General features: G+C 62.8%; 26 protein-coding genes and 2 pseudogenes. 12 read left to right on the forward strand and 16 right to left on the reverse strand.

Features of this window, described 5'->3' with window-relative positions:
- Positions 1-539 precede the first annotated feature (539 nt).
- Complete coding sequence (locus AC13EK_RS04220; protein ID WP_483022054.1) at positions 540-689, forward strand: hypothetical protein; 150 nt, start codon at positions 540-542, stop codon at positions 687-689.
- A gap of 295 nt (positions 690-984) precedes the next feature.
- Here AC13EK_RS04220 and infC read toward each other — a convergent pair whose 3' ends face one another.
- Positions 985-1,518, reverse strand: a complete 534-nt coding sequence (gene infC, locus AC13EK_RS04225; protein ID WP_069337496.1) for a translation initiation factor IF-3 — start codon at positions 1,516-1,518, stop codon at positions 985-987.
- A gap of 127 nt (positions 1,519-1,645) precedes the next feature.
- Positions 1,646-3,628: a threonine--tRNA ligase gene (gene thrS / locus AC13EK_RS04230; protein WP_069337495.1), complete on the reverse strand. Its 1,983-nt coding sequence runs from the start codon at positions 3,626-3,628 to the stop codon at positions 1,646-1,648.
- 170 nt (positions 3,629-3,798) lie between these two features.
- On the opposite strand from thrS, the gene AC13EK_RS04235 reads away from it, so the two are divergent.
- The 3 genes from AC13EK_RS04235 to AC13EK_RS04245 all read left to right on the forward strand — a co-directional run bounded on the left by AC13EK_RS04235 (position 3,799) and on the right by AC13EK_RS04245 (position 5,109).
- Positions 3,799-4,236: an ExbD/TolR family protein gene (locus AC13EK_RS04235; RefSeq protein ID WP_069337494.1), complete on the forward strand. Its 438-nt coding sequence runs from the start codon at positions 3,799-3,801 to the stop codon at positions 4,234-4,236.
- 163 nt (positions 4,237-4,399) lie between these two features.
- Positions 4,400-4,921 carry a hypothetical protein gene (locus AC13EK_RS04240; RefSeq protein WP_483022055.1) on the forward strand — a complete coding sequence of 174 codons (522 nt, stop codon included), beginning with the start codon at positions 4,400-4,402 and terminating at the stop codon, positions 4,919-4,921.
- Positions 4,918-5,109, forward strand: a complete 192-nt coding sequence (locus AC13EK_RS04245) for a helix-turn-helix transcriptional regulator (RefSeq protein ID WP_004208912.1) — start codon at positions 4,918-4,920, stop codon at positions 5,107-5,109. Before AC13EK_RS04240 ends, AC13EK_RS04245 begins: the two co-directional genes overlap by 4 nt.
- An 846-nt stretch (positions 5,110-5,955) precedes the next feature.
- Here the strand turns inward: AC13EK_RS04245 and AC13EK_RS04250 are convergent.
- The 5 genes and pseudogenes from AC13EK_RS04250 to dut all read right to left on the reverse strand — a co-directional run bounded on the left by AC13EK_RS04250 (position 5,956) and on the right by dut (position 8,562).
- Positions 5,956-6,321 (reverse strand): DsrE family protein, encoded by a 366-nt coding sequence (locus tag AC13EK_RS04250; RefSeq protein ID WP_170828630.1) that lies wholly within the window; start codon positions 6,319-6,321, stop codon positions 5,956-5,958.
- A complete protein-coding gene (locus AC13EK_RS04255; protein WP_069335984.1) occupies positions 6,309-7,076 on the reverse strand; it encodes a HesA/MoeB/ThiF family protein in 768 nt (255 codons plus the stop codon). Before AC13EK_RS04255 ends, AC13EK_RS04250 begins: the two co-directional genes overlap by 13 nt.
- Positions 7,073-7,477, reverse strand: coding sequence for a hypothetical protein (locus AC13EK_RS04260; RefSeq protein ID WP_069335983.1), 405 nt, complete (start codon positions 7,475-7,477; stop codon positions 7,073-7,075). Before AC13EK_RS04260 ends, AC13EK_RS04255 begins: the two co-directional genes overlap by 4 nt.
- A gap of 4 nt (positions 7,478-7,481) precedes the next feature.
- Positions 7,482-7,679, reverse strand: a pseudogene (locus tag AC13EK_RS04265) (dUTP diphosphatase); the annotation flags it as partial.
- Between the two features lie 412 nt (positions 7,680-8,091).
- A complete protein-coding gene (gene dut, locus AC13EK_RS04270) occupies positions 8,092-8,562 on the reverse strand; it encodes a dUTP diphosphatase (protein ID WP_069335981.1) in 471 nt (156 codons plus the stop codon).
- A 273-nt stretch (positions 8,563-8,835) separates the two neighbouring features.
- Here dut and AC13EK_RS04275 point away from each other — a divergent pair, with 273 nt between their 5' ends.
- From AC13EK_RS04275 to AC13EK_RS04290, 4 genes are read left to right on the forward strand one after another with little or no spacing between them, the layout of a single operon-like run.
- Complete coding sequence (locus AC13EK_RS04275) at positions 8,836-9,207, forward strand: hypothetical protein (protein WP_069335980.1); 372 nt, start codon at positions 8,836-8,838, stop codon at positions 9,205-9,207.
- A 10-nt stretch (positions 9,208-9,217) separates the two neighbouring features.
- Positions 9,218-9,574, forward strand: coding sequence for a helix-turn-helix domain-containing protein (locus AC13EK_RS04280; protein WP_069335979.1), 357 nt, complete (start codon positions 9,218-9,220; stop codon positions 9,572-9,574).
- A complete protein-coding gene (locus AC13EK_RS04285; protein WP_069335986.1) occupies positions 9,567-10,586 on the forward strand; it encodes an ImmA/IrrE family metallo-endopeptidase in 1,020 nt (339 codons plus the stop codon). Before AC13EK_RS04280 ends, AC13EK_RS04285 begins: the two co-directional genes overlap by 8 nt.
- Positions 10,583-11,218, forward strand: coding sequence for a C1 family peptidase (locus AC13EK_RS04290; protein WP_069335978.1), 636 nt, complete (start codon positions 10,583-10,585; stop codon positions 11,216-11,218). The genes AC13EK_RS04285 and AC13EK_RS04290 overlap by 4 nt, the downstream gene beginning before the upstream one ends.
- Positions 11,219-11,457: 239 nt before the next feature.
- Here AC13EK_RS04290 and AC13EK_RS04295 read toward each other — a convergent pair whose 3' ends face one another.
- The 5 genes and pseudogenes from AC13EK_RS04295 to AC13EK_RS04315 form a co-directional block, all read right to left on the reverse strand.
- On the reverse strand, positions 11,458-12,135 hold the full coding sequence (locus AC13EK_RS04295) for a site-specific integrase (RefSeq protein ID WP_069335977.1): 678 nt from the start codon (positions 12,133-12,135) through the stop codon (positions 11,458-11,460).
- A gap of 455 nt (positions 12,136-12,590) precedes the next feature.
- Positions 12,591-12,866: pseudogene (locus AC13EK_RS04300) on the reverse strand (dUTP diphosphatase); the annotation flags it as partial.
- Complete coding sequence (gene coaBC, locus AC13EK_RS04305) at positions 12,841-14,085, reverse strand: bifunctional phosphopantothenoylcysteine decarboxylase/phosphopantothenate--cysteine ligase CoaBC (protein WP_069335985.1); 1,245 nt, start codon at positions 14,083-14,085, stop codon at positions 12,841-12,843. The gene coaBC and the pseudogene AC13EK_RS04300, both read right to left, overlap by 26 nt.
- Before the next feature lie 49 nt (positions 14,086-14,134).
- Positions 14,135-15,676 (reverse strand): 2-polyprenylphenol 6-hydroxylase, encoded by a 1,542-nt coding sequence (gene ubiB, locus AC13EK_RS04310; RefSeq protein ID WP_069335976.1) that lies wholly within the window; start codon positions 15,674-15,676, stop codon positions 14,135-14,137.
- A 7-nt stretch (positions 15,677-15,683) separates the two neighbouring features.
- On the reverse strand, positions 15,684-16,415 hold the full coding sequence (locus AC13EK_RS04315; protein ID WP_069335975.1) for a class I SAM-dependent methyltransferase: 732 nt from the start codon (positions 16,413-16,415) through the stop codon (positions 15,684-15,686).
- 180 nt (positions 16,416-16,595) lie between these two features.
- Between AC13EK_RS04315 and mutM the strand changes: the two genes are divergently transcribed.
- The 4 genes from mutM to AC13EK_RS04335 all read left to right on the forward strand — a co-directional run bounded on the left by mutM (position 16,596) and on the right by AC13EK_RS04335 (position 20,325).
- On the forward strand, positions 16,596-17,408 hold the full coding sequence (gene mutM / locus AC13EK_RS04320) for a bifunctional DNA-formamidopyrimidine glycosylase/DNA-(apurinic or apyrimidinic site) lyase (RefSeq protein ID WP_004210318.1): 813 nt from the start codon (positions 16,596-16,598) through the stop codon (positions 17,406-17,408).
- A gap of 117 nt (positions 17,409-17,525) precedes the next feature.
- Entirely contained in the window at positions 17,526-17,789 is a 264-nt protein-coding gene (gene rpsT, locus AC13EK_RS04325; RefSeq protein ID WP_004210319.1) for a 30S ribosomal protein S20, read from the forward strand.
- A 431-nt stretch (positions 17,790-18,220) separates the two neighbouring features.
- Entirely contained in the window at positions 18,221-19,639 is a 1,419-nt protein-coding gene (gene dnaA, locus AC13EK_RS04330; RefSeq protein WP_004210320.1) for a chromosomal replication initiator protein DnaA, read from the forward strand.
- Positions 19,640-19,707: 68 nt separating this feature from the next.
- Positions 19,708-20,325, forward strand: coding sequence for a peptidylprolyl isomerase (locus AC13EK_RS04335; RefSeq protein WP_069335974.1), 618 nt, complete (start codon positions 19,708-19,710; stop codon positions 20,323-20,325).
- Between the two features lie 10 nt (positions 20,326-20,335).
- Here AC13EK_RS04335 and AC13EK_RS04340 read toward each other — a convergent pair whose 3' ends face one another.
- The 4 genes from AC13EK_RS04340 to AC13EK_RS04355 form a co-directional block, all read right to left on the reverse strand.
- Positions 20,336-22,030, reverse strand: a complete 1,695-nt coding sequence (locus AC13EK_RS04340; protein ID WP_483022056.1) for a putative bifunctional diguanylate cyclase/phosphodiesterase — start codon at positions 22,028-22,030, stop codon at positions 20,336-20,338.
- Between the two features lie 102 nt (positions 22,031-22,132).
- The gene (locus AC13EK_RS04345; RefSeq protein WP_069335972.1) at positions 22,133-22,666 is read right to left on the reverse strand and encodes a Smr/MutS family protein; all 534 of its coding nucleotides are present in this window, start codon (positions 22,664-22,666) and stop codon (positions 22,133-22,135) included.
- A gap of 9 nt (positions 22,667-22,675) precedes the next feature.
- Entirely contained in the window at positions 22,676-23,941 is a 1,266-nt protein-coding gene (gene mltA, locus AC13EK_RS04350; protein ID WP_069335971.1) for a murein transglycosylase A, read from the reverse strand.
- Positions 23,938-24,594, reverse strand: a complete 657-nt coding sequence (locus AC13EK_RS04355; protein ID WP_037491994.1) for a Tim44/TimA family putative adaptor protein — start codon at positions 24,592-24,594, stop codon at positions 23,938-23,940. The genes mltA and AC13EK_RS04355 overlap by 4 nt, the downstream gene beginning before the upstream one ends.
- Between the last annotated feature and the right edge of the window lie 40 nt (positions 24,595-24,634).

The raw sequence follows: 24,634 nt of genomic DNA on the forward strand, positions 1-24,634 counted from the left end.
CGTGTGACGTGTGGTAACTCCACCTTACCGATGAGCCCGGTGGCCACCGAGTTCGAAATCGCATGGGGTTGGGCATGCCCAACCCCATGCGATCACCTCAATCTACACCGGAAATTACACCACGAGCGCGGACGCTAACCAGAATTGTTTGGACTGGACAGGCAGTGGTTCATTTCTCGCGACGTTGAATATTATGCGGAACATGCCGGTGAGCAGCTATTGCTCATGCAGCTTGCATGGCACGGCTTTCCTGATCCTCCAGAATGGCGATTGGCTTCACGAAGCGCCGGAAAAATCGATGTGCCATGGAGCGAATGGGGCTATTTCGCTAAGTTACCCCAAGCTTGGATTATCCCGTAGATCGATCCTTGGTTACGAAAGCTGCCTGTCTCACACCGACCAATTGCCGTCACCGATCGCTCATGGGATACGAGGTTGATACACAGGGCATTTATCAGATACCGCGCCTTTCTTTCGAGCAAGGCAATACCGCTACGCGGATTGGCGTGGGTAAATGAGATGAATTTCCAACTCATCCCATGGATGCTGCTGCCGCTGCTTACCTCGGCAGCCTGCTGGTCTTTTTCGATACCGGATGCCATCTCGACATGGGCTTTGCATTCAGCAGTATGCTTCACGACTATCGGTTTTGGGCTCGTAGTATGGACCTTCCTCAAGCCGGTTTTTGACCAAGAAAGCTGACAGTCCCCTAACCACCCCTGATCGCCGTCCATCGGCCCGACGCGAACGCGCCCATCCCGTTCATTTGGCCGGCGCCGAATTTGTTTATGCGGCCTGGGGCAAGCGCGCCGGCAACCTCTTTGCCATCGCCCCACGCGTTTCGAGGGGTACGGACAGCCAGCATTATCGCCCCGTCGTCCTTCGAATCGCGATCGCCTCCAGGGAGATGGCCCCAAATGCGTTCGGGCGGAGCCTGTTGCCAGACCCCGCCCGAACGCATGTTCTTCGATGTCGCGGCGCCACTTATTTCGGCGACAGCACCATCAGCATCTGGCGGCCTTCCATGCGCGGATAGGCTTCGACCTTGGCGATCTCGGAGACATTTTCCGCCACGCGCTGGAGCAGGTTCATGCCCAGCTGCTGGTGGCTGAGTTCGCGGCCGCGGAAGCGCAAGGTGATCTTCACCTTGTCGCCATCGCCGATGAAATCATGGACCTTCTTCATCTTCGTATCATAATCATGATCGTCGATGTTCGGACGCATCTTGATCTCTTTGAGTTCCTGCGTCTTCTGGGTCTTGCGGGCGATATTCGCCTTCTTCTGGGCTTCGTACTTGAACTTGCCGATGTCCAGGAACTTGCAGACTGGCGGATCGGCGTTGGGCGAAACTTCGACCAGGTCCAGGCCAACGTCGGCGGCCTGTTCGATCGCCTCCTGCGTAAACATCACGCCCAGATTTTCGCCTTCGTCATCGATCACGCGCACCTTGGGCACGGTGATGAATTCGTTATACCGGGGGCCGGACTTCGGCGGCGGCGCCAGTGGGCGGCGCATCATCGGGGGACGTATAGCAGCTTCTCCTGAGTCTATTAAAACCGAGTGGCTCTTAGCGGCTTTTCTGAAAAACCGAAAGGGGTGCGTGCCTCCGTCGTAACGGAATCACGCACCCTGTGGCATTGCTGCCTCAACCCATATCGGGTGCGCGACCTTCTTTTTCAAGGCGCGCAATCACTTCGCTCAGCGAAAGCATGGTCTGGCCATCCTTGCCCAGTTCGCGCAGCGCGACCGTGCCTTCTTCCGCCTCGCGGCGGCCGACGACCAGCAGGTTGGGCACCTTGCCCAGAGAATGTTCGCGCACCTTGTAGTTGATCTTCTCGTTGCGCACGTCGGCCTCGGCACGAATGCCGGCGGCGCGCAGCTTCTCGACCACGTCCAGCGCATAATTGTCCGCATCCGACACGATCGTCGCGACCACCGCCTGCACCGGCGCCAGCCACAGCGGGAACTTGCCGGCATAATGTTCGATCAGGATGCCGATGAACCGCTCATAGCTGCCGAAGATCGCGCGGTGCAGCATCACCGGCCGGTGACGCTCGCCATCCTCGGCAATGTAGCTGGCGTCCAGCCGCTCGGGCAGCACCCGGTCCGACTGGATGGTGCCCACCTGCCAGGTGCGGCCGATCGCGTCGGTCAGGTGCCATTCCAGCTTGGGCGCATAGAAGGCGCCTTCGCCGGGCAGTTCTTCCCAGCCATATTCGGGCGTGTTGAGGCCGGCGGCGGCGACTGCGTTGCGCAGTTCCTCTTCCGCCTTGTCCCACATCTCCTCGGTGCCGAAGCGCTTTTCCGGGCGCAGCGCCAGCTTGATCGAGTAGGTGAAGCCGAAATCCCGGTAGATCCGGTCGGCCAGCGCGCAGAAGGCGCGCACTTCCTCGACGATCTGGTCCTCGCGGCAGAAGATATGGGCGTCGTCCTGGGTGAACTGGCGCACGCGCATCAGGCCGTGCAGCGCGCCATGCGGCTCGTTGCGGTGGCAGCAGCCATTTTCATAGAAGCGCAAGGGCAGGTCGCGATAGCTCTTGATCCCCTGCTTGAAGATCAGGATGTGCGCCGGGCAGTTCATCGGCTTCAAGGCCATCCAGTCGACATCGTCCGACACCAGCGGGCCTTCGTCCGCCACATTCGGCACTTCGTCGGGGATGACGAACATATTTTCGCGATATTTGCCCCAATGGCCGGACTGCTCCCACTGGCGCGCGTCCATCACCTGCGGGGTCTTGACCTCGCGATAGCCGGCATCGTCGATCGCCCGGCGCATATAGGCTTCCAGCTCGCGCCAGATCAGATAGCCCTTGGGGTGCCAGAAGACAGAACCGTGCGCTTCCTGCTGGAGGTGGAACAGGTCCATCTCCGCGCCCAGCTTGCGATGGTCGCGCTTGCCGGCCTCTTCCAGCCGGGTCAGATGCTCATTGAGCTGCTTCTTGTTCAGCCAGCCGGTGCCATAGATGCGGCTCAGCATCGCATTCTTCTGGTCGCCGCGCCAGTAGGCGCCCGACACGCGGGTCAGCTTGAACGCGGCCGGGTCCAGCTTGCCGGTGGAGGCCAGATGCGGGCCACGGCACATGTCGTACCAGCCGTCGCCACTATGATAGACGGTCAGTTCCTCGCCCTGCGGCAGTTCGGCGGCCCATTGCGCCTTGAACGTCTCGCCGGCGGCTTCCCACTGGGCGATCAGCGTGTCGCGGGCGATGACTTCGCGGCGCAGCGGCTTGTTGGCGGCGATGATCTTGCGCATCTCCGCCTCGATCGCGGGCAGGTCTTCCTCGGTGAAGGGGCGATCCTTGGGCGCGAAGTCATAATAGAAACCATCGTCGGTCGCCGGGCCGAAGGTGATCTGCGTGCCGGGAAACAGCGCCTGCACCGCTTCGGCCAGCACATGGGCGAAATCGTGGCGCGCCAGTTCCAGCGCGTCTGCCTCGTCCTTCGCGGTCACCAGCGCCAGCTGCGAATCCTGTTCCAGCGGGCGCATGATGTCGCGCAGCTCGCCGTCGACCTTCGCGGCGATCGCCGCCTTGGCCAGGCCCGGCCCGATCGCCGCTGCAATATCCGCCGGAGTAGTGCCGGGCGCGACTTCACGCACGGAACCATCGGGCAGGGTGATCTTGAGCATGGCGGACACGGGGGGTCTTTCTGTGAAATGTTCAGGTCGCACGGCCCAAAAAGCCGCGCCTTCCCCATAAATGGGCGGTCTGCCCTGTCAATAGAAGGCATCTTGCCAAGAGTCACCCATGGGCGCATGTTTTATGTGCTGATATATCATTATCAGTGCAGGAGGGACTTATGGCTTTGAGCTTTGCAAAATCCCGTGGCGCACAGGATGACGCGCCGATGGGCGAGATGAACACGACGCCGCTGATCGACGTCATGCTCGTGCTGCTGATCATGTTCATCATCACCATCCCGATCCAGACCCACAGCGTGGGTATCAACCTGCCCCAGGCGCCGGTCGATACCAGCCTGCCCCAAGCCGATCCGATCAAGAACAAGGTGACGATCGACGCATCGGGCGTGGTCCGCTGGAACGGCAATGCGGTCGATGCCCTGACGCTGCGCCGCTATCTCGCTCAGACGCTCGCCATGCCGGTCGAACCGGAACTGCAATTCCAGCCCGACGCCGCCGCCCGCTATCTGGTGGTCGACCAGACCCTGGCCGACATCCGCCGTTCCGGCGTCACCAAGCTCGGCTTTGTCGGCAATGAGCGCTATGGCCAGTTCTGACAAGGATACGCGATAAAATGTAAAGGTAAGTTGACTAATCGCTTCCTGCTTATGTAAAGGACGCTTGACCCTTTCAGAGCAGGAGGCACGAGTCATGATGACAGGACGGTCAGCGTCGGACCGGCGCGCTATTTTCATTTGGGCGATCGCCTTTTCCTTGGCCATGGCCTGTTCGGGCGTGGTGGTCGCTCGCTTCGATCTTGGCTGGATCGGATCGTTGGCTGTCATGCTGCTGGGGACTGGGATGGTCGTCCCGTTCGTACTGGCGCTTGAGCGATCGGCGCGGAACAAGGGCGACCTGTCTCCGGCGATGCAGCGCTATAATCGGCGCATGATTCTGGGCAGCCTGATCTATACGCTGGGCATGTTCGCCGCGACATTCGGCTACAAGAGCTGGCATCCTACCGGTGTTCTGCTCTGGATTCTCGGTATATTGCCGTCGATCGGGGTGCTGCTGATGGTCTGGGCGATGGGGCGGCTGCTGACCGAAGAGACCGACGAATATCAGCGCCTGAAGCTGACCCAGTCGGCGCTCGTCGGCACCGGCGCTCTGCTGGTGATCGGCACGTTATGGGGATTTCTTGAACAGTTCCGCGCCGTGCCTCATGTGCCGGCCTGGGTGGTCATGCCGATCTTTGCCATCACGATCGGGGTGGCTCGCTGTATCAGCTGGCTGCGCGCATGAAGAACCGGCTCAAAATCTTGCGGGCGGAACGCGACTGGAATCAGAGCGATCTCGCCGCCCAGCTCGGCATTTCGCGCCAGAGCGTCAACGCGATCGAGACGGGCAAATATGACCCCTCGCTCCCGCTCGCCTTCCGCATCGCCGACCTGTTCGGTTTGAAGATCGAGGATATCTTCCTGCGCGACTAAGGCCGGAAGAAGGGGGGGGGCAGGGCGCGCGGGCACCATGCAAATGCCATGGCGCGAAGCGACCAGAAGTGGACCTGTTCCCCCTCCCGCAGGCGGGAGGGGGTTAGGGGGTGGGCCGGACGTCGCGATAGCCCACCCCGCTGCGACTAACGCGCTGCGCGCGCAAGTCTCGCTACCCCTCCCGTTTACGGGAGGGGAATGGCAGGAAACCACCCAAATCCGCCCTTCCTTCTTTCTCCTCCGCGCTCTTCGCGGCTCCGCGCGAACAATGATCACGCGGAGCCGCGAAGAGCGCGGAGAAAGGGATATGAAGGACTGGAAAACAGTCTGGCGTTTAGCCAGCCTTTTTCGTCATTCCCGCGCAGGCGGGAATCCATCTCTGGAGTGCGCGCCGAAACGCTGGATGGGGAGATGAATCCCCGTTTACCCGTTTTGCGCGGGGATGATGATGGCAGAAACAAGCGCCCCATTCGCCTTCGCTCTCCGCCTTGGCCGCGGCTCCGCGTGTTGCATGTTCCACGCGGGCAAAGGGAATGGCAGCGCCTCTGCGCCGCGATGGCCTTCTGCGGAAAGCCCTGTCCTACAGCGGCGTGTCCGGTGTAAAGTTCCGGTCGGCTCTTTCCATCGTCAACCCACGCAATTGTAGTCGATTTTTCGCCGGCCGCGAAAATCTTCCATGGCGCATACGCGCAAACTTTCGATCGTTTCCGGCTAAGGCACTGAAAAGCCTGGCACCACCCTGCGCGACTCGCCGTCTAACAAGCGCTCATACCGGGGAAGGCCGTTAATTTAGGGCGTCAAACGACCCAGGCCGGCCATGTCTGTCGCTGAACGTGCCGACCGCGATCAGGCGATCAGCAGCCGGGCAGCGTCGTCGGTCGGTTGCAGGAAGGAAAGCGGGCCGCCAATCTCGACCCCGGCGGGCAGGGCGTCGGCGGACAGGCCCGACAGCGCCAGGCCGCTCTGGCAGGCGATCAGGGCCACCCCCATGTCCAGCGCCTCGGCCAGCAGTTCGGCGAGCGTCGGCAGGCCCGCCGCCTGATGCGCCGCATCTTCCGGCGCGGCCAGCGGCGACGCCAGCAGCGCGACGGCATCCAGTTGCAGGAACAGGCTGGCCGCGCCGCCTAACGCTGCCTGCGCCGTCGCGATCACCAATGCGCCGCGCAGTCGCTCCGCATCGGCCGTCATGACGACGATCCTCAGTGCGCGCATAGTTCCGCCGCGCAACCTGGGCAGGCCGGATCCTTGGGTACGGCCAGCGTGCGGAACCGCATCGCCAGCAGGTCCGCGATCAACAATTGCCCCGCCATGTCGGCGCCGAAGGGCACCAGCGCGCGGATCACCTCCAGCGCCGCCAGGCTGCCCATCACCCCGGTCAGCGCGCCGATTACACCGGTTTCCGAACAATTGCGTTCGGGCGCGTCGACCGGGCTGCCCACCAGGCAGCGATAGCAGGGCTTGTCCTTCTCCCAGCCGCGATAGGTGGCGAGTTGTCCCTCGAACGGGCCGACCGCCGCCGACACCAGCGGCATGCGCAGCGCCTGCGCAGCATCGGCCACCACCAGCCGGGTGGCGAAACTGTCGCACCCGTCCAGCACGACGTCGGCCGCGCGCAGCAGCATGGCGGCATTGTCCGCGTCGATCCGGGCGTTGATCGGGATCAGCTTGATGTCGGGATTGAGGCGCGCGACGGCCGCCATTGCCGCTTCGGCCTTGGGCGTGCCGATCTCGGCGGTGCCGAACAGCACCTGCCGCTGCAGGTTTGACAAGGCGACCGCATCATCGTCGATCACCCGGATCGTGCCGACGCCGGCGGCCGCCAGATAGAGGATGGCCGGACTGCCGATGCCGCCCGCGCCGATCACCGCGACATCGGCCGACAGCAGCCTGGCCTGGCCGGCGCCGCCAATTTCCTTCAGCACGATATGGCGCGCATAGCGCTCCAGTTGATCGTCGGTCAGCGTCACGATGCGTCCGACCAGAGGAAGCGCACCTGCGAGCGCATCCAGACCGGTTCGTCGGTGCCGGTCTTGGGGAAGCTGCCCTTAAGCGTGCCGAGGATGCGCTTGCTCACGAATGTTTCGACATCCGGGCAGCGGACATTGACCGGCGCGATCTTCAGCGGCCGGCCCTGACCATCGAGCAGGAACAGCACATCCAGTTCCAGCAGTTGCGAGCCTTCATAATTGACCGTGCCGCTGCACGATGCCTTGCGGTAGAGGGTGTGAACATTCTCCGACCATTTGGGCGACACCTTGCGGCCCTGCCAGCCCTCGATCACTGGCACTTCGCTCAGATCCTGGGGCATGGCGGGAAGCGCCTGGGGTGTGGCGGCGGCAAGCATCAGCGAAAGCAGCGGGGTCATCATGATGTCACACTCCCGTAGAACCGAAGCCGCCCATTCCGCGGACGGTATCGTCGAGCATATCGACCTCGACGAAGCTCGCAAGCTGAACCGGCGCGACCACCAGCTGGGCGATGCGATCTCCCCGCTTGATTGGGAAGGGATCGGCGCCATGGTTGATCAGCAGCACCTTGAGTTCACCGCGATAGTCTGGCTTCAGGTCACCAGAGTGGGTGAACCCACTATAGAATAGGGGTTCTTTTGGGTTCACCCATTTTGTTTGGGTGAACCCGTCCCGCGTTACGTGACGGTTGTTGGGAAGACCGACGCCCATTCTGGACGATCGATTGACTTCGAAATTTATTTTCGAAGTCAATCGATCGTAACCGCCGAAGGCGGCAACCCGCTCGCCACGGATACAGACCTCGGTGAGAAAGCGCCGGCACCCACGCCAAGGAGCGCGGGTGACCGGGCTAAAGCCAGGTACTCCACCACTTGGATGCCTCTTCGAGGACTGTCCCCTATAAGCCGCAATGGTCACTTTATGCCTTCTTTCAGTTCCGTTAGATCGCTCTAATTCCTAAACGCCAGCGAGTGCCTACAGGTCTGGTAGAGTGATCAGCTGGAACCTTTCCATCTCAAACGCCGGTTGAACCAAACCCACCCAACCCACGAGAGGTGGTGGCTGAAAATTCCTCTACAACGCGGAATGACGGTCGCAGGATAGGTAAGAAGACAAGTTGTGCGATACGATCGCCCGGATTGATCATGACCGGGGCGCTGCCCGGCGGGGTACGCAGCCAAGTGCTAATGAAAATTTGATTGGCATAATCAGCGTCGATGGTCCCCACGGACTGGCCGAGTATGACACCCTTTTTGTGACCCAGCCCTGACCTGGCGAGAAGAAAAGCGACAACGTTAGGGTCATTCATAAGTATCGCTACGCCGGTTGGAATAAGTACCGCATCAGCTTGAGGCTGAAGTTCGAGTGGCTCATCAAGGCACGCATACATGTCGATACCTGCCGACATATCCGTCTGAAACGAGGGAAGGCCCCATTCTCTGACTCGTTCATCGAGCACGCGCAGTTCAAATTCAGGGGTGTTCAACTCATTTCCTTCGAAAGTTTGTCGTCTAAATCTGGCTAGGCACTCAGGTTAGCCCAACGTCACACGGCTATAAAGGGGGGGGCACCAATACCCCGTACATTCCCAATCCGATGATAGTGCCTCACCGATGCAAGGAGGCATTCTGCGGCGCTGAAGAGGCCGATAATTTCCTAACCACGCCAATCTTGAAGTCCCGGTTCGAACGCAATGTGCCGTGTTGACTTTTCGCGCACGCCATCCATATTGTGTTGGAAATTCGAACATGAGGTAATCATGGCGGCTACCAAGGAAGAGCTCAAAGCGATCTTCGCCTCGAAGGCGAAGGAGCTCGTGTCTGAGCTGGAAGCATGGTTCGAGGAAGAAACGGAGGCGATCGATGGCTCGATTGCCGCGGCTGCGCCCTCGGGTAGCGGAGGCTCCATCATGGGGACCTGTCCCGCGATCGATTCCAAGCGGGTCGTGGACGCCACGGTTATCACCAAGAAGGTGCTCGACATCGAGTTGCCGCCTGAAATCATCCAGCCTGGGGGCTATGCTAGCTGCGATGAAATGATTGCCGATCTCGTGCCGAAACTCGAGCGTGTCTTTATCGGCGACATCAAAGTAAAAAAAGCAAAGCCGGTCAGAGCATTAGAGCCGGCGTGAAGGGTCTGCAATGAGTGATGAATCCGACAAATGGCAGGCAATCGGAGAGCGGTTGCGCCAAGCCCGCGAATATCTGGAGCTGAAGCAGGAGGAAGCTGCTGACGCGATAGGTATTTCGCGGTCGGCACTCTCGTTGGTTGAAAATGGCCGTCGAAAGGTCGATGCGGTCGAATTGGGGCGGTTTGCCCAAGTTTACGGCCAATCTATCGAGGCTCTAACCGGCTCTGCCGAGACACCGCCGCTTCCAGAGAGTGTTCAGGCGTTGGCGCGCGCAGCGACGGAGTTATCGTCGGACGATCGCGCGGAACTGCTTCGCTTCGCGGAATTCCTCCAGATGCGTGGGCCTCGAGGAGAAGATCGTGGCTAGGTCGGCGGCAGCGGCGGTCCGTCTTGATGCTGTCGCGGCGGCCAAGCGAGTTCATCGCGAACTCGATCTCAAGGAGCGCGTGACCGAGGCCGGCGGCCTTATCGATATCTTCGAAGTGATCGGAGATCTCGGCATCCCGTTGGTATTTAAGCCGCTGAACTCCGCTTTGGGGCTATGTCTGCCCGCCCCCTTGCGCGGCATCATGGTAACGACCCGCCGCGGATTGCATATCCAGCGTTTCACAGCCGCCCATGAGCTGGGCCACGTCGTCTTGGAGCATGCCGGCAGCGTTGATCGGGTGATCCTGGAGCGAGCACCGCAGCCCGAAGACGATGGACGCGATCTTCAAGAGGTGGCGGCGGACGCGTTTGCAGCTGAAATGATGCTGCCGAGGTGGTTGTACCGGCACCACATTCGCGCTCAAGGTTGGACGGTTGCTTCGCACCTCCATGATCCCGATGTCGTCTATCAACTCGCCCTGCGGATGGGCACAAGTTATGAGGCCGCCTGCTGGGGGCTTTTGAGCCACCAGATACTGACCTATGCCGACGTCACTCGTTTGCGGAATGCCCAGGTTGCCAAGCTCAAGCATCGCCTTGGCGAGGAGCATCGGCCGGGGAGCAGCTGGTCCGATGTCTGGCGGCTGACCGAGCGGGACAACGGCGCGCGGTTGATTGGTAATCCCGACGACCTCCTACGTATCGAGCTCGACGAGGCGGCAGGCAGTGGCCATCAGTGGCAGATCGAAGCCCTTCGCGAGGCAGGGTATTCTGTTCTCTCCGATCAATCAGACTTCTCCCGTGAACCACTGCATTATGGCGCGTCGTCGCGTCGAACCATGATCGTTAGGCCACCTGAGAGCGGGATTGGCGACGTCACGATACACGAGTCTCAGCCTTGGGCCGGGGCTTTGCCGGACGACACCACGTTTTCGATTGAGCTCGCGCTGGAAGGTCCAGAGGCGGGCGGAATGTCGCGCGCTGCCCGCCGCCGGTTCGGGGGGCAGTCTTGATCACCGCGTCAATCGACTTGCGTTCCCTGTTGTTGCCCGTCCGTCAGCAAGGGCGGCGGCAGTCGTGTTTGGCATTTGCGAGCTCCGCTGCTCACGAGCATGGCGCGAACATTGGCGAGCATCTGTCGGTCGAATACCTGTTCTTCCATGCGGTAGCACGAACACCGGGCCAGAACCCTGATGCTGGTACAACTATGGCAGCAACGGCCGATGCGCTTGCTCAAGAGGGGCAACCGATCGAGCCAGCTTGGCCTTACTCGCCAACCCAAGCTCTCCCTTGGGCGCCCCCCGCCTTCTCCAGTCCGCTGTTCAAGACGACGATGGTGCCCGGCAAGCCGGCGTTTGCCGATCTGGCAGCGACCCTCGACAAGAAGGTGCCGGTGATCCTCGGGCTGGTGATAACTGACGCATTCTTTCGGCCCGACGCGTTGGGGATAGTTCCCGATGTAACGCCCGACACCGAGCGTGGCGGGCATGCGGTTTTGGCGGTCGGCCATGGTCTCGATCCGGCCGGTCAGGAAGCCGTACTTATTCGCAACAGTTGGGGTCCCGGTTGGGGGCTTGATGGCTATGCATGGCTTTCACGGCCCTACGTTGACCGCCAACTCCACGAGACCGCCAGCTTGATCTAGGAAAGCCCCATGGAACTGATCAAAGGTGAAACTTCTCCTGCAGTCTGGCTCGCCGCTGCGGAGCACTTGAATGGCCTGAAGAAGTCCGAAGATTTCGACGTGATCCTCCATATCGCGCAACCGACAGTGCTTTCGAAAGAGGACCGTCGGGTGCATGATGAGGTCGACACGTTCCTCAAGTCGCACGGTGCTTTCGGAATCCACACCGTGGCCGAGACGATCTTCCCCTTTGACGAGTATCAGAGGTCAGGGATCTGCTTGATGAGAAAAGGTTCAATTTCGACGAGGCGGGTCTTGTTGCCCTTTCCGGTAACCCTGAGGTATTTCTGGTTCCCAGAACCTTGCTGCACCAGCGCGTCATTGCGAAGATTGATTACCTCGCTCAATCTCAAGCCGCAGCCGTAGATAAGCAAGGCCCCAACTTGGGCCGCAGGGTCCAAGATCGCCGCAATGTGCCCACGGAGTTCATCCCCATCAGGAAGTCGTACTCGTCTGGGGTCTGGGCGACGTACTACAGCGAACTGCGGGCGTGAGATTGTCAGCGGCGCGCCCGAAAAGGAGGCCACGCGGACCTTCCGCTCCGTAGCGGAGACGATGAACTCTGGTGCCAATCCCTCGAACTTTGTCCAAAGGAGAAAATTCAACGCATTGATTTGGCGGTGATTGATTGTCGTGTTGGAGACCGGGATCCCGCTATTCGACCATTCCCCGGTACCCATGTCATCACCATATGCCTCGAGAAGATCCTCTTGCGCTCTGAGCAGCCGCTCGTGAACATCTTCATCGGTGTCGTCGAGACTCAGCGATGCCTCCCACCATTCAACGAAATCGTCGACGTGGCGCGCTATGACATTAATGCTCTGAGGGAGCGCTCGGCGCCCTTTCTGCTTCAACGCAGCGGCTTGGAAGTTGTCCAATTGTGTTGGTCGGGTGCTCCCAACCTCAGCAAGTTGGGCCCGCCCGATCGATGGAGTCCACGCTTTCGCCCAACGGGCTTGAATGTAGGCGTTGACGAGGCGGCCCGCTTCACCTCCACGGGTAACGTAGGGGCAGCCAATGAATTTACGTGGGATGCCCAAATTCAGCGCGGTCGGCTGGAAATGGAATATCCTCTTTGTCAGGGCTTGTGGTTTTAGAAGGTCCCCCGCTCTGATCTCTGCAACTGGCAAACAACTGTTCCCGAACTGTTCCCTTTTCAGCTAGGAATCAGTCCGCTCGGTGTCAACATAAGTAAAAATAGCGATGGGCGAGTGATCTGTCTCTGTCGCGCCTCAAACAGCCCATTCGAAATACTCCCGGAGTTCAGCTGTCTCGACCGCAACGCTCAGCCATCGTTCGCCGTGTTCACCCATGCGAGGGGGGTGTCATGAATATCGGCGTCGATCGTACCGGGGGCGTTGGGCAGGGTGATGCCATGCTTGAGCGCCAGGCCGGACCGGGGCCGCACCTGAATCTCATAGCCTTCGGGGATCGCCAGCGCGAAACCGGTCGCGACCGGATGGCGATCGCCAGGGTTGAGAATGATCTCCTCGGCCGACACCACATCCATGCCGGCGGCATGCGCGGTGGCATAGGCGGGGACGGGCAGGCCCTCGCCATTGGGCAGGCGCATGAGTTGGATATCAATCGGCGGCAGGGGAGAGGGCATTGGCAACCTTTTCGATGAGTTTGGTGGCGACATCGCTCTTGGCCATGGCGGCCCAGCTTTCGATGCCGGCGGATGTGACGATCTGGACGCTGTTGCTGTCGCCGCCCATCACGTCGCCGGACACGTCATTGGCGACGATCCAGTCGGCGCCCTTGCGGGCCAGCTTGGCCTGCGCATGTTCGGCGATCTTCTGCGTCTCGGCGGCAAAGCCGATCAGCAGGCGGGGGCGGCGGGCATGGTGGCCCAGCGTCGCCAATATATCGGGATTTTCGACCAGGCTAAGCGGCGCCGGCTGGCCGGAGCCATCCTTCTTCAGCTTCTGCTCGGCCGCGTCGGCGGTGCGCCAGTCGGCAACGGCCGCGACCATGATCGCGGCATCGGCGGGCAGCGCGTCTTCGACCGCCGCCAGCATCTCGCGTGCGGTCTCGACATCGATGCGGTCGACCCCGGCGGGCGTGGGCAGATGCACGGGGCCTGCCACCAAAGTCACCTTCGCCCCAGCGCGGGCGGCAGCGGCGGCGATGGCGAAGCCCTGCTTGCCCGAGGAGCGATTGGCGATGTAGCGCACCGGATCGATTGGCTCATGGGTCGGTCCGGCCGTCACCAATATATGCCGCCCAGCCAGCGGCTCATCCGCGTCCGCGAAATCAGGCTGACCCGCCAGCGGATCGGGCAGGGGCGGGGCGGCCAGCAGGCGCCCAATCTCCGTCGCAATCGCTTTGGGCTCGGGCAGGCGGCCCTTGCCATATTCGCCGCAGGCCATCTCGCCATCGTCGGGCGTCATGATGTGGACGCCATCGGCATGGAGCTGCGCCAGATTCCGCTGCGTCGTCTTGTGGTGCCACATGCGCACGTTCATCGCCGGCACTGCCAGCACCGGCTTGTCGGTGGCGAGCAGGATGGTGGTGGCTAGGTCATCGGCGATGCCCGCCGCCATCTTGGCCAGGATGTTGGCGGTCGCCGGCGCGACGACGATCAGGTCCGCCTGCCGCGACAGCTGGATATGGCCGATCTCGCGCTCTTCCTTGAGGTCGAACATGTCACCATAGACATGATCCTCGGTCAGCACGCCCAGGCTCAGCGGCGTGACGAACTGCTGCGCGCTTTCAGTCAGCACTGCGCGCACGGCGATGCCGCGCTTGCGCAACTGGCGCACCAGTTCCAGCGACTTATAGGCCGCAATGCCGCCGGAGACGATGAGAAGGACACGCTGGGTCATGGCCAACATTTGGTCGTGCGACCGGGACTTGTCCAGCCCGGTCGCCGACTTAGAAGAAGGTCGTGGCTGCGGCCATCGCCCCGGCGCCGATCGCTGCCGCCGCGATCGCGACCAGCCCATAGCGCCAGCCACCGCCCACCTGGATCAGCTTCACGTCGCCCAGCGGGAGTGGTGGCGGGGCGCCGCCCTTCTCGGGGAAGGCATCCTCGATGCGGCGGACCAGTGCAGGCAGGCGCTGGATCAGGCGCCAATTCTCGATCAGCGCATCGGCGGCCTTGGCTTCCGGCCCCAATTCGGTGCGCAGCCATTCCTTCACATAGGGACCGCTGGTTTCCCACATGTTGATTTCGGGATCGAGCTGATGGGCGACGCCCTCGACCATCACCATCGTCTTCTGCAGCAGCAGCAGGTGCGGCTGGGTCTGCATGTCGAAATCGCGGGTGATGGCGAACAGCCCGTCCAGCATGCCGCCGACCGACAATTCGCTCGCCGGCTTGCCGCGCATCGGCTCGCCCACGGCGCGCAGCGCGGTGGCGAACTCGTCGACATTATGATGGCCGGGCACATATTGCGCCTCGAAATGGATTTCGGCGACGCGCTTGTAGTTGCCGGTGATCAGGCCATAGAGAATCTCGGCCAGCCACATGCGCGCGCGCCGATCGATCCGTCCCATGATGCCGAAATCGATCGCGACGATGTCGCCATTGCCCTTCACGAACAAATTGCCCTGATGCATGTCCGCGTGGAAGAAACCCTCGGCGATCGCCTGGCGCAGGAAGGCGTTGACCAGCCGCGCGGCGATGTCCTTCAGGTCATGGCCGGCGGTGATCAGCGCATCGCGATCGGAGATCTTGATGCCGTCGATCCACTCCATCGTCATGACCTTGCCGGTCGTGCGATCCCAGTCGATGGCGGGAATGCGATAGCCCGGCATCGCCTCCATCGCCTCGGCCAGTTCCGATGCCGATGCCGCCTCGCGCCGCAGGTCCAGCTCGCGCGCGGTCCAGCGCTTCATATTGGCGATGACCAGCCGCGGGCGCAGGCGGGCAACTTCGCCGCCGAGCATCTCGACATGGGCGGCGGCCCATTCATAGGTCTGGATGTCGCGGTTGAACTGGTCGATCACGCCGGGGCGGATCACCTTGACCGCAACCTCGCGGCCGTCGCTGGTAACGGCGCGATGCACCTGCGCGATCGATGCGGCGCCCACCGGCATCTCGTCGAAGCGGGCATAGACCTCTTCCAGCGGCCGGCCGAAGCTCTGCTCGATCTGGGCGCGGATCGTCTCGAACGGGACGGGGGGCAGGGCATCCTGCAGGCGCAGCAGGTCGTTCGCCGCTTCCTCGCCGACCAGATCGGGGCGGGTCGCCAGCGTCTGGCCCAGCTTGATCGCCGCCGGGCCGATCGACTGGAACGCATCGGCATAGCGTGGCTGCTTGGGCACGCGCGCGCCGAAGTGGGCCAGGCGCACCAGCCGGCGCACCGGCGTCGGCGTCAGCGGATCGCGTTCAATGCCAGTGAGGGCGCCATGGCGTGCAAGTGTCCGGCCCCATTTCAGGAGCCGCCAGATATGAGTCGCGTGGGTGGTCATGCGGGCGTCAGATCTTCCAGCCCGAATGGATCGCCACCAGTCCGCCCAGGATCGGCTCGACCTTGGTATGCACGAAGCCGGCGTCGCGGATCATGCCCTCGAACTTGGGCATGGGCGGGAAGCGGCGGATCGATTCGATCAGGTAGCGATAGCTGTCGGCATCATTGGCGAACAGCTTGCCCAGCTGCGGCACCAGCTTGTGCGAATAGCTGTCATAGACGTCGGAAAAGCCCGGCCAGGTGGTGGTCGAAAATTCCAGGCAGAAGAAACGGCCGCCAAACTTCAGCACGCGATGTGCTTCGCGCAGCGCCATGTCGATATGGGTGACGTTGCGGATGCCGAAGGCGATCGTATAGGCGTCGAATTCCCGGTCGCCAAAGGTCAGCGTCTCGGCATTCTGTTCCGACCAGATGAGGCCCTCATAGCCCTTCTTCTGCGCGCGCTCGACGCCTACGGCCAGCATCTCGGGGTTGATGTCGGACACGGTGATGTGCGCGCCCAGCTTGTGCATGCGAAAGGCGATGTCACCGGTGCCGCCGGCCATGTCCAATATCTGCTCGCTCGGCTGCGGCTTCACCCGCTTGACGAACTGGTCCTTCCACAGCCGATGGGCGCCGCCCGACATGGCGTCGTTCATCAGGTCATATTTGGCGGCGACATTGGAGAATACGGCGCGGACCATGCCGGCCTTCTCGGCGGCATCGACGTCGCGATAGCCGAAAGATGCTGTTTCGCTCATGCGGTTCGCTCTAGAGCCTGATCGTGCCAGATGGAAGCGCTATGCGCGCTCACGCGATGCGGCGAATCCCGCTCTTGTGTGATTACGCAGTTTCAGCGTCAGTCCGGTGCGAAGGCATGGGTTGGGAGTTGGGTGTAAACGCCCCTGTCGTTCCGCTATCCGGCATCCTACATAGGGGCCATGCCAGAGCTTCCCGAAGTCGAAACCACCGTTTCCGGCCTGCGATCCGTCTTGCAGGGCGCGACCCTCACACGGGTCGAGCCGCGCCGCGCCGATCTGCGCTTCCCGATTCCGGTGGACCTGCGTCAGCGTATGACCGGCGCCACCGTCACGGGACTGTCGCGCCGGGCCAAATATGGCCTCATCGAAACTGATCGCGGCGACATGATGATCTTCCATCTCGGCATGTCGGGGCGATGGCGAATCGATCCGGCGGAAATCGGAGCGCATGACCATCTGTTGCTGGAGACGGGCAGCGGCCATCTTCTCTCGCTCAACGACCCGCGCCGTTTCGGTTCGCTGGATCTGGTGCGCAGTGACGCTTGGCAGGGCTATGCCCCCTTCACCCGCATGGGGCCGGAACCATTGGGGCCGGATTTCGACGCTGCCTATCTGGCGAAGGTGCTGGACGGCAAGGCAACATCGATCAAGGCGGCGCTGCTCGACCAGCGCATCGTCGCGGGTCTGGGCAATATCTATGTATGCGAAGCGCTGAACATGGCGGGCATCGCCCCGACTCGAGCGGCGGGCCGCATATCGAAGCCCCGGCTTGGCTTGCTGGTGGAGGCGATTCGCACGGTTCTGTCCGCCGCCATCGTCGCTGGCGGGTCCACCCTGCGCGATTATGCGCGGCCGGATGGCGAATTGGGCTATTTCTCCAACCAATGGCGAGTCTATGGGCGCGAAGGACAGATTTGTCCCTGTGGCGGCACCGTGCAACGCCGAGTCGATGGGGGGCGATCGACCTTCCATTGCCCCAAATGCCAGAAATAGCGGGGGGCTCGCTGGTTGACGACACCCCGGAACAGCTGTAAGGGGCGCACCTTCACGAGGCTGGTTGGCGAATCCGACGGGCCTCTTCCCGAGATTTGATGAGAACCGAGGAATAGAATGGCCAATACGCCGCAAGCCAAGAAGCGCATCCGTCGCAATGAGCGTCGCGCCGCGATCAATGGCGCCCGCATCAGCCGGATCCGCACCCTGGTGAAGAAGGTGGAAGCCGCCATCGTCGCCGGTGACAAGGATGCTGCTGCGACCGCGCTTCAGACTGTCCAGCCCGAACTGGCCCGCGGCGTTGCCCGTGGCGTTCTGCACAAGAACACGGCCGCTCGTAAGTTCGGCCGCCTGACCAAGGCCGTCGGCGCGATCGCCTAAGCCTTACGTTAAGCTACCCGCTTATCTGAAAAGCCCGCTCCGGATCGCCGGAGCGGGCTTTTTCTGCTGGAGTCATGGAATAGTCATTTCCCTGACCCGCGAATTTCTCACGATTCGAGCTGGATTGTCAGAATCGTCTCAAAGTAATTCACTGAAAAATAGTCATAATTTGTGAATCTGCGGTTTTCTGCGGGATTCCCGAGTCAACGTCTTTATTTCAGTTTTTTGAAGCGACCCGCCCTTGATCCGGCGAAGCGGCCCTGTCTATTTTGATCCTCCGGCCGCTGATCGAATCACTTCCTGGCGGTCGTCATAATGTCAGTCGATGTATCAGACTCGGAAGAGCGGGGGCGCTTTTCCGAACCATCTTGTTGCGTCCGATAGTCGTGCCCTCAGGGGCATTTTTGTTGGTATTTTGGGGGCAGCATTCAATGAAGGATAATGCGGCGGTGCTTGGAATTCAGGACGGAGAGGCAGCGGCAGATATGGCCCGCCTGGAATCCGCCTGGACGACCATCCGCACCGGTCTGCGCCGCGACATCGGCGCGCGCATGTTCGACCAATGGTTGAAGCCTGCGCGCCTGGGTGACTATTGCCCCGATTCGCAGACGCTGGATCTCCATTTTGCGTCGGATTTCAGCGCGAATTTCGTTTCCGGCCAGTTTGGCGATCGCCTGCGCATGGCCTGGCGCTGCTCGGGTGCCGGCGTGCGTGAAGTGCGCCTGCGCCGTGCGCCCGATTCGTCGGGCCCGCGCCTGCTGGAGGTGAAGCGCGACGTGGCCGCAGCCGTGACCGCGCCGGCGATCGTTGCCGCTGCGCCGACCGTCGCCTGCAACTTCCAGCCGCGCCACGCCTTTGACCAGTTCGTTCCGGGTGAGACCAACCAGCTCGCCTATTCGGCGGCGCTGGCGATGGCGGGCGAGGCGGAGCCCCGCTTCACGCCGCTCTTCATCCATGGCGGTACCGGCCAGGGCAAGACGCACCTGCTGCACTCGATCGCGCGGGCCTTCTCGGCCCATTCGCCGAGCGCGCCGGTGCTCTACATGTCGGCCGAACGCTTCATGGTCGAGTTCGTCAATGCGATGCGCTCGAACGAGACGATGGCGTTCAAGGCCCGCCTGCGCGCCGCGCGCCTGCTGCTGATCGACGATATCCAGTTCATCGCCGGCAAGGGCTCGACCCAGGAAGAATTCCTCCACACGATCAACGACCTGATCGATACCGGCGCCCGTATCGTCGTGACCGCCGACCGCGCGCCGCAGATGCTGGACGGCATTGATCCGCGCATCCTGTCGCGTCTGGCGGGCGGTCTGGTGGCCGATATCCGTCCGGCGGGTCTCGACCTGCGCCTTGCGATTCTGGAGGCGCGCCGCGCCCATGCCGGCGATCCGCCGGTGCCCGATGCGGTGATTGACTTCCTTGCCCGTTCGATCCGCTCGAACGTGCGCGAACTGGAAGGTGCCTTCAACAAGCTGGTTGCCTATGGCCAGCTGACCGGTCGCTCGATCGATCTGGAATTTGCCCAGACCATGCTCGCCGATGCAGTGCGCGCCAATGTGCGTCGCCTGACCATCGACGAGATCCAGAAGGCCTGTGCCGCGCATTTCAAGATCGACCTGTCGGAAATGAAGTCGAAGCGCCGTGCGCGCGCCGTCGCGCGTCCGCGTCAGGTGGCGATGTATATCTCGAAGAAGATGACGCCGCGCTCGCTGCCGGAAATCGGCCGCACCTTTGGCGGTCGCGATCACAGCACGGTGATTCACGCGGTGCGCACGATCGAGAAGCTGCGCGAAAGCCATCCGGACATGGACGCCGACGTCCGCGCCCTGATGCGCCAGTTGGAAGGCTGATAGCAGCCCCAACCATGGGCTGACTCCATGGGCTGACAGGGCAGGGTGGTTGGACTAGGCTTGATGCCATGATCCGTACCCTGGCCCTGTTCCTCCTTGCCGCGCTGGCCTCCGGCCCGCTGCTGGCCCAGTCTTCAACGCCGGTTCCGCCGCCTGTCGCCTCAAGCGATGTCCGGGTGGCGCTCGACACGAGTGCCGGGCGCATCGTGGTGGCACTGCATCCCGACAAGGCACCGGTCACGGCCGGCAGTTTCCTGCGTTACGTCGACCAGAAGCGGTTCGACGGCACCGTCTTCTACCGTGCCGTCGGCGGCCCGGACTATGGCTTCATCCAGGGCGGGACACAGAATGATCCCAAGCGCGTCCTGCCGCCGATCAAGCATGAGCCGACCAGTCAGACGGGCCTCACCCATGATGACGGTGCGCTGTCGATGGCGCGCTATGCGCCGGGCAGCGCAACCGGGGATTTCTTCATCGTGCTGGGCAAGATGCCGGCGATGGACGCGCAGCCCGAATCGGCCGGCGACAATCAGGGCTTTGCCGTCTTCGCGCATGTGGTCGAGGGGCTGGATATCGTGAAGGCCATCCAGGCCGGTCCGAAATCGCCCACCGCCGGCAATGGCGTGATGAAGGGGCAGATGCTGGAGCCGACGGTCAAGATCCTGTCTGCCCGTCGCCTGCCCTGAATCATCCGGCTTAGAGGCTGCGTCGTTCCGTCGGTTCGACGGTGGGCGCGGCGGCATATCGATCCAGATATTGCGCCTCGCCCATCGGCCTGGCGAGGTGATAGCCTTGGAACAGGGTGCAGCCGATGACGCGCAGCATGTCCATCTGCGCTTGCGTCTCGACCCCTTCGATCACCACTTCCATGCCAAGGCCCTGAATCAGGCCGACGACCGCGCTGCAGATCGTCCGCGCCTCTGCGGAGGTCGCGATGTCGCGCACCAGGCTGCGGTCGATCTTTACCCGGTCGACCGGCAATTCGCGCAGCCGGGCCAGGTTGGAATAGCCGGTGCCGAAATCGTCGATGGCGATTCGCACGCCGTCCTGCCGCAGTGCGCTGAGCTGCCCCAGCACGCGCTCGTCCATGTCCATCGCCAGCGATTCGGTGATCTCCAGCTCCAGCATGAGCGGCGGGGTCTGGTGCGTCGCCATGGCATGGCGCAGGCGCAGGAAGAAATCGGCCTGCGCCAGTTCGCGAGTCGAAATATTGATCGCGATTCGCTGATGCACGCCTGATCGCGCCCAGCGCGCAGCGGTCTCGCATACCCGGCTCATGACCCAGTCGCCCAGCGCGACGATCATGCCGCTTTCCTCGGCAACCGGCACGAAGGCGCCGGGCATGATGAGCGCGCGTTCGGGATGGACCCAGCGCACCAGCGCCTCGGCCGTGACCGCATGGGCCACCCCGCCATGGCTCATCTCGATCTGCGGCTGAAATTCCAGCAGAAATTCGTCGCGCTCCAGCCCCAGCAACAGGTCGCGTTCCAGTTCGGCCCGGTCCGCCGCTTCCAGTGCCAGTTCGGCGGTGAACATCTCGGCGCGACCCCGCCCTTCATGCTTGGCATGATACATGGCGATGTCGGCCGATCGCAGCAGTGCGGACAGGCTGTCGCCATGGTCGGGATAGCAGGCGATGCCGATCGACGCGCCCAGATCGACATGCTGGCTGCCCAGTTCGAATCGTTCGCCCAGCGCGAACTGGATGGCACGCGCGATGCGTGAAGCCGCATCGCGATTGGGCAGGGTGGGGAAGAACATGGTGAACTCGTCGCCGGCCAAGCGGCCGATCACGGCGTCGCCCAGGCCTGCGCTGACCTGGGCCATCACCACTTCGCGCAGGCGACCTGCCACCCGCGCCAGCAACTGGTCGCCGGCCGCATGGCCCAGCGTATCGTTGACCGCCTTGAATCCGTCCAGGTCGATGAAGAACAAGGCTGCCGGTCCCGAGCCGCAACGTTCGACGAGCAGGCGTTCGACCTGCCGACAGAAGCTGGTGCGGTTGGCAAGGCCGGTCACCTGGTCGAACAGTGCCAGCGTCTGGACATGGTCCAGATTGGTGCGGACCTGGCTGAACAGGCTTTCCATCGCCACCGACAGGTCGGGCAGTTCCAGGCCGATCTCGGCGGGGACATGGGAATGAAGATCGCCATGGGCGGCGGCCAGCAGCCGCTCGGTCGCGGTATCGATGGCGCTTGCGGTGGCCGCGATGGTGCGCTGGGCCGACGCCCAGCTCATCGTACCGCACAGGATCGCTATGATCAGGGATCGGCCGACATCGACCAGATTGTCGGCCGCGCCATGGCCCAATAGCAGCGACAGGATGAAGACGAGCGCACCAGCCGCACAGTGAAAGGCAGCAGCGCGGCTTTTCACTGTCACGCCCTGCATGTGCCTCCCTGCCTGCTCAAAGCCCCCGATAATCGGTGCTGCTTGATCAGGCGGATATGAAGGACAGTGGTTAAGAAAAGGTCAGTGGCTGCGCAAATTGCGTCATTTTTTGCGGCGCAGAATCAGGTAGATGGCGCCGTCGCCGCCATGGCGGGGATGGGCGATGCGCACGCTGGCGATGCGATCGGCATAGGGGCTGGTCTCCAGCCAGTGACCGATCTCGCCCCGGATCGCGCCGCGCCGGCTCGAATCCCCGTGGCTGCTGGCTTTTGGCGGCTTGCCGGTCACGACCAGCAGCACCCGGACATCACGGGCAATCGCTGCCGCCAGCGCCTGATTAAGCCTGACATGGGCGCCGGCCAGATTATGGCCGTGCAGGTCGATCGACATATCGGGGGCGATGTTGCCGCTACGGATTCGCTTTTCCCAGCCAGTGTCGAGTACGGCCGCTGGCGTGCGGGCGGGGGGGATCGGCACCGCCTTGGCAGGCTGCGGCGTTAACCTTGTTTCCGGGATCGGCACCGGGGCGACAACGGGCAAGGGCGGACGGATCAGCCCCGGCCGCAGCGGCCGGACCGAGCGCGTCAATGCGCCCCAGAGCGCCTGCTCTTCAGAAGATAGGGTCCGGCGTCGCATGGCGCGCGATCACGGGCGCGCCAGCCGTGCGGCGGACCCGATCGGCAGCAATATCAGCGCGCTGCCCCGAGCGGACATGCCGCCGGCAATGCCGCGCGCGCGGTCGCCCGCGCCCCAGAAACTGTCGAACCGGTTGGCGCCCTTGATCGCGCCGCCGGTATCCTGGGCGATCCAGATGCCATTGGGTTCGGCCCGGTCGAGCGACAGCAGGACAGGGGCGCCCAGCGGAATATATTTGGGATCGGCCGCCACCGTCGCCTCGGCCGTCACCGGTACGCCCAGCGCGCCGATCGGTCCCGCGCCGGTCAATTCACGGAAGAAGACGAAGCTTTTATTTTCGTTCATGATCGCCGCGCCCTCGGCCGGGTGGGCGCGCAAATATTGCATGATGTCCTGCATCGACCCGGCCTGGATCAGGCCACGATCCTTCATCAGCTTGCCGATGCCGGTATAGTCGCGCCCATTCTGCCCATCATAGCCGATGCGCATCACGCCGCCGTCGGGCAGGGTCAGCCGGCCGCTGCCCTGGACCTGCAGGAAGAAGAATTCGACCGGGTCGGCCGCCCAGGCCAGTTCCAGCCCGCGCCCGGCGAGCGATCCGTCGACGATCTGCGATCGCTCGTCGAACGGCACGAAATTACTGCCCTGAACCTTGCCGCGGATGGTGCGGCCCTTCAGGCTGTCGCTGAACAGGCCGAGGTTCACGTCGATCAGTTCCGCCGGGCGGCGATAGATCGGCACCTGATAGCCGGGCTGGCGGGTGCGCGATCCGGCGATTTCCGGCTCATAATAGCCGGTGACGAAGGCCTTGCCCTCGCCCACCTGCACCGCCTCGAAATAGCGGGAGAAAAACTCGGCAGCGGTGGCTTCGGGCCAGCTCGACGCCGCGCTGCAGGCGCTGTTCCAGTCCGATCCGCGCGTGAGGCCGCTCTGGTCGGTGCGCTTCATCAGCGTCGGACAGGAAATGCGAAAGGCCTGCAGGGCGGCGCGGGCGCGCTCGCCGGACGGGATCAGGCTGGCAATGTCGGGGCCAGGCGTGACGCCCAGGTCGGCGGCATTGGCTTGATCCGTCGACAGGTCGCCCGGCGATACGTTCGGCAATTTCGGCGGCAGGGTGGGGCGGGGCGTGGCCGGAACCGGCCGGGTCGCGCCTTCGCCGCCATTGCTCGGCCGGCTTGGCGCAGGGCCGCCGGCCGATGGCGGAATGACGCCACCCGCGCAGGCGGACAGCATCAGCGCCGCAAGCAGCGCTCCCCCCGAATGACGCAGGCTCACGCCGCCTCGTCGGTTTCGCTGAGCTTCCAGTTGGGATCCGCGCTGCGGATGTCGCGGGTGAAGGTCCAGATATCATTGGTGCCGACCGCGTCGGTCAGCGACCCGGCGATGACATTGCCGTCCTTGTCGCGGGTGACGGCAGCGATGTCCGCCTCGAACCGCAGCGAGACTTCGGCGATGCGGCCATTGACGCTGGCATCGACGATCTGTGCCTTCTCGATCCGCACCAGGCGATTGTCGAGCACATGGCCTTCCGCTTCGCGCGCCGCGATCGCTTCCTCGAAGGAGCCGAGAACATCGGCGTCGCACAGCCAGGCCAGTTCGTCGCGATCACCGCGCCAGAAGGCTTCCAGCACCATCTTGTAGGCGCTCTTGGCGCCTTCGACGAATTGCGGCACGTCAAAGCTGCGATCGGCACTGATCAGCGCGCGCACGCCTGCTTCGCCCGCCGGGGTAATGAGCCCTTCGGCCAGACGAACCGAATCGCCCGTCGCTTCCGGCATCGGGCGGGGCTGCAACCCGCCTACCTTGGCGCGTTCCTCCGCCGGACGCAGCGCAGGCTCCTGCTCATGGCCCGTCCGCTTTCCAAGAACGGAATAGAGCCGCAGTGCCAGGAAGCCGGCAATCATGGCGAGGATGACGATCACGTACACGGAGGCAAATACCCTTTGTTCGGGATGATGTTCCATCAAC

It is taken from the genome of Sphingobium sp. L-44, assembly GCF_056859495.1.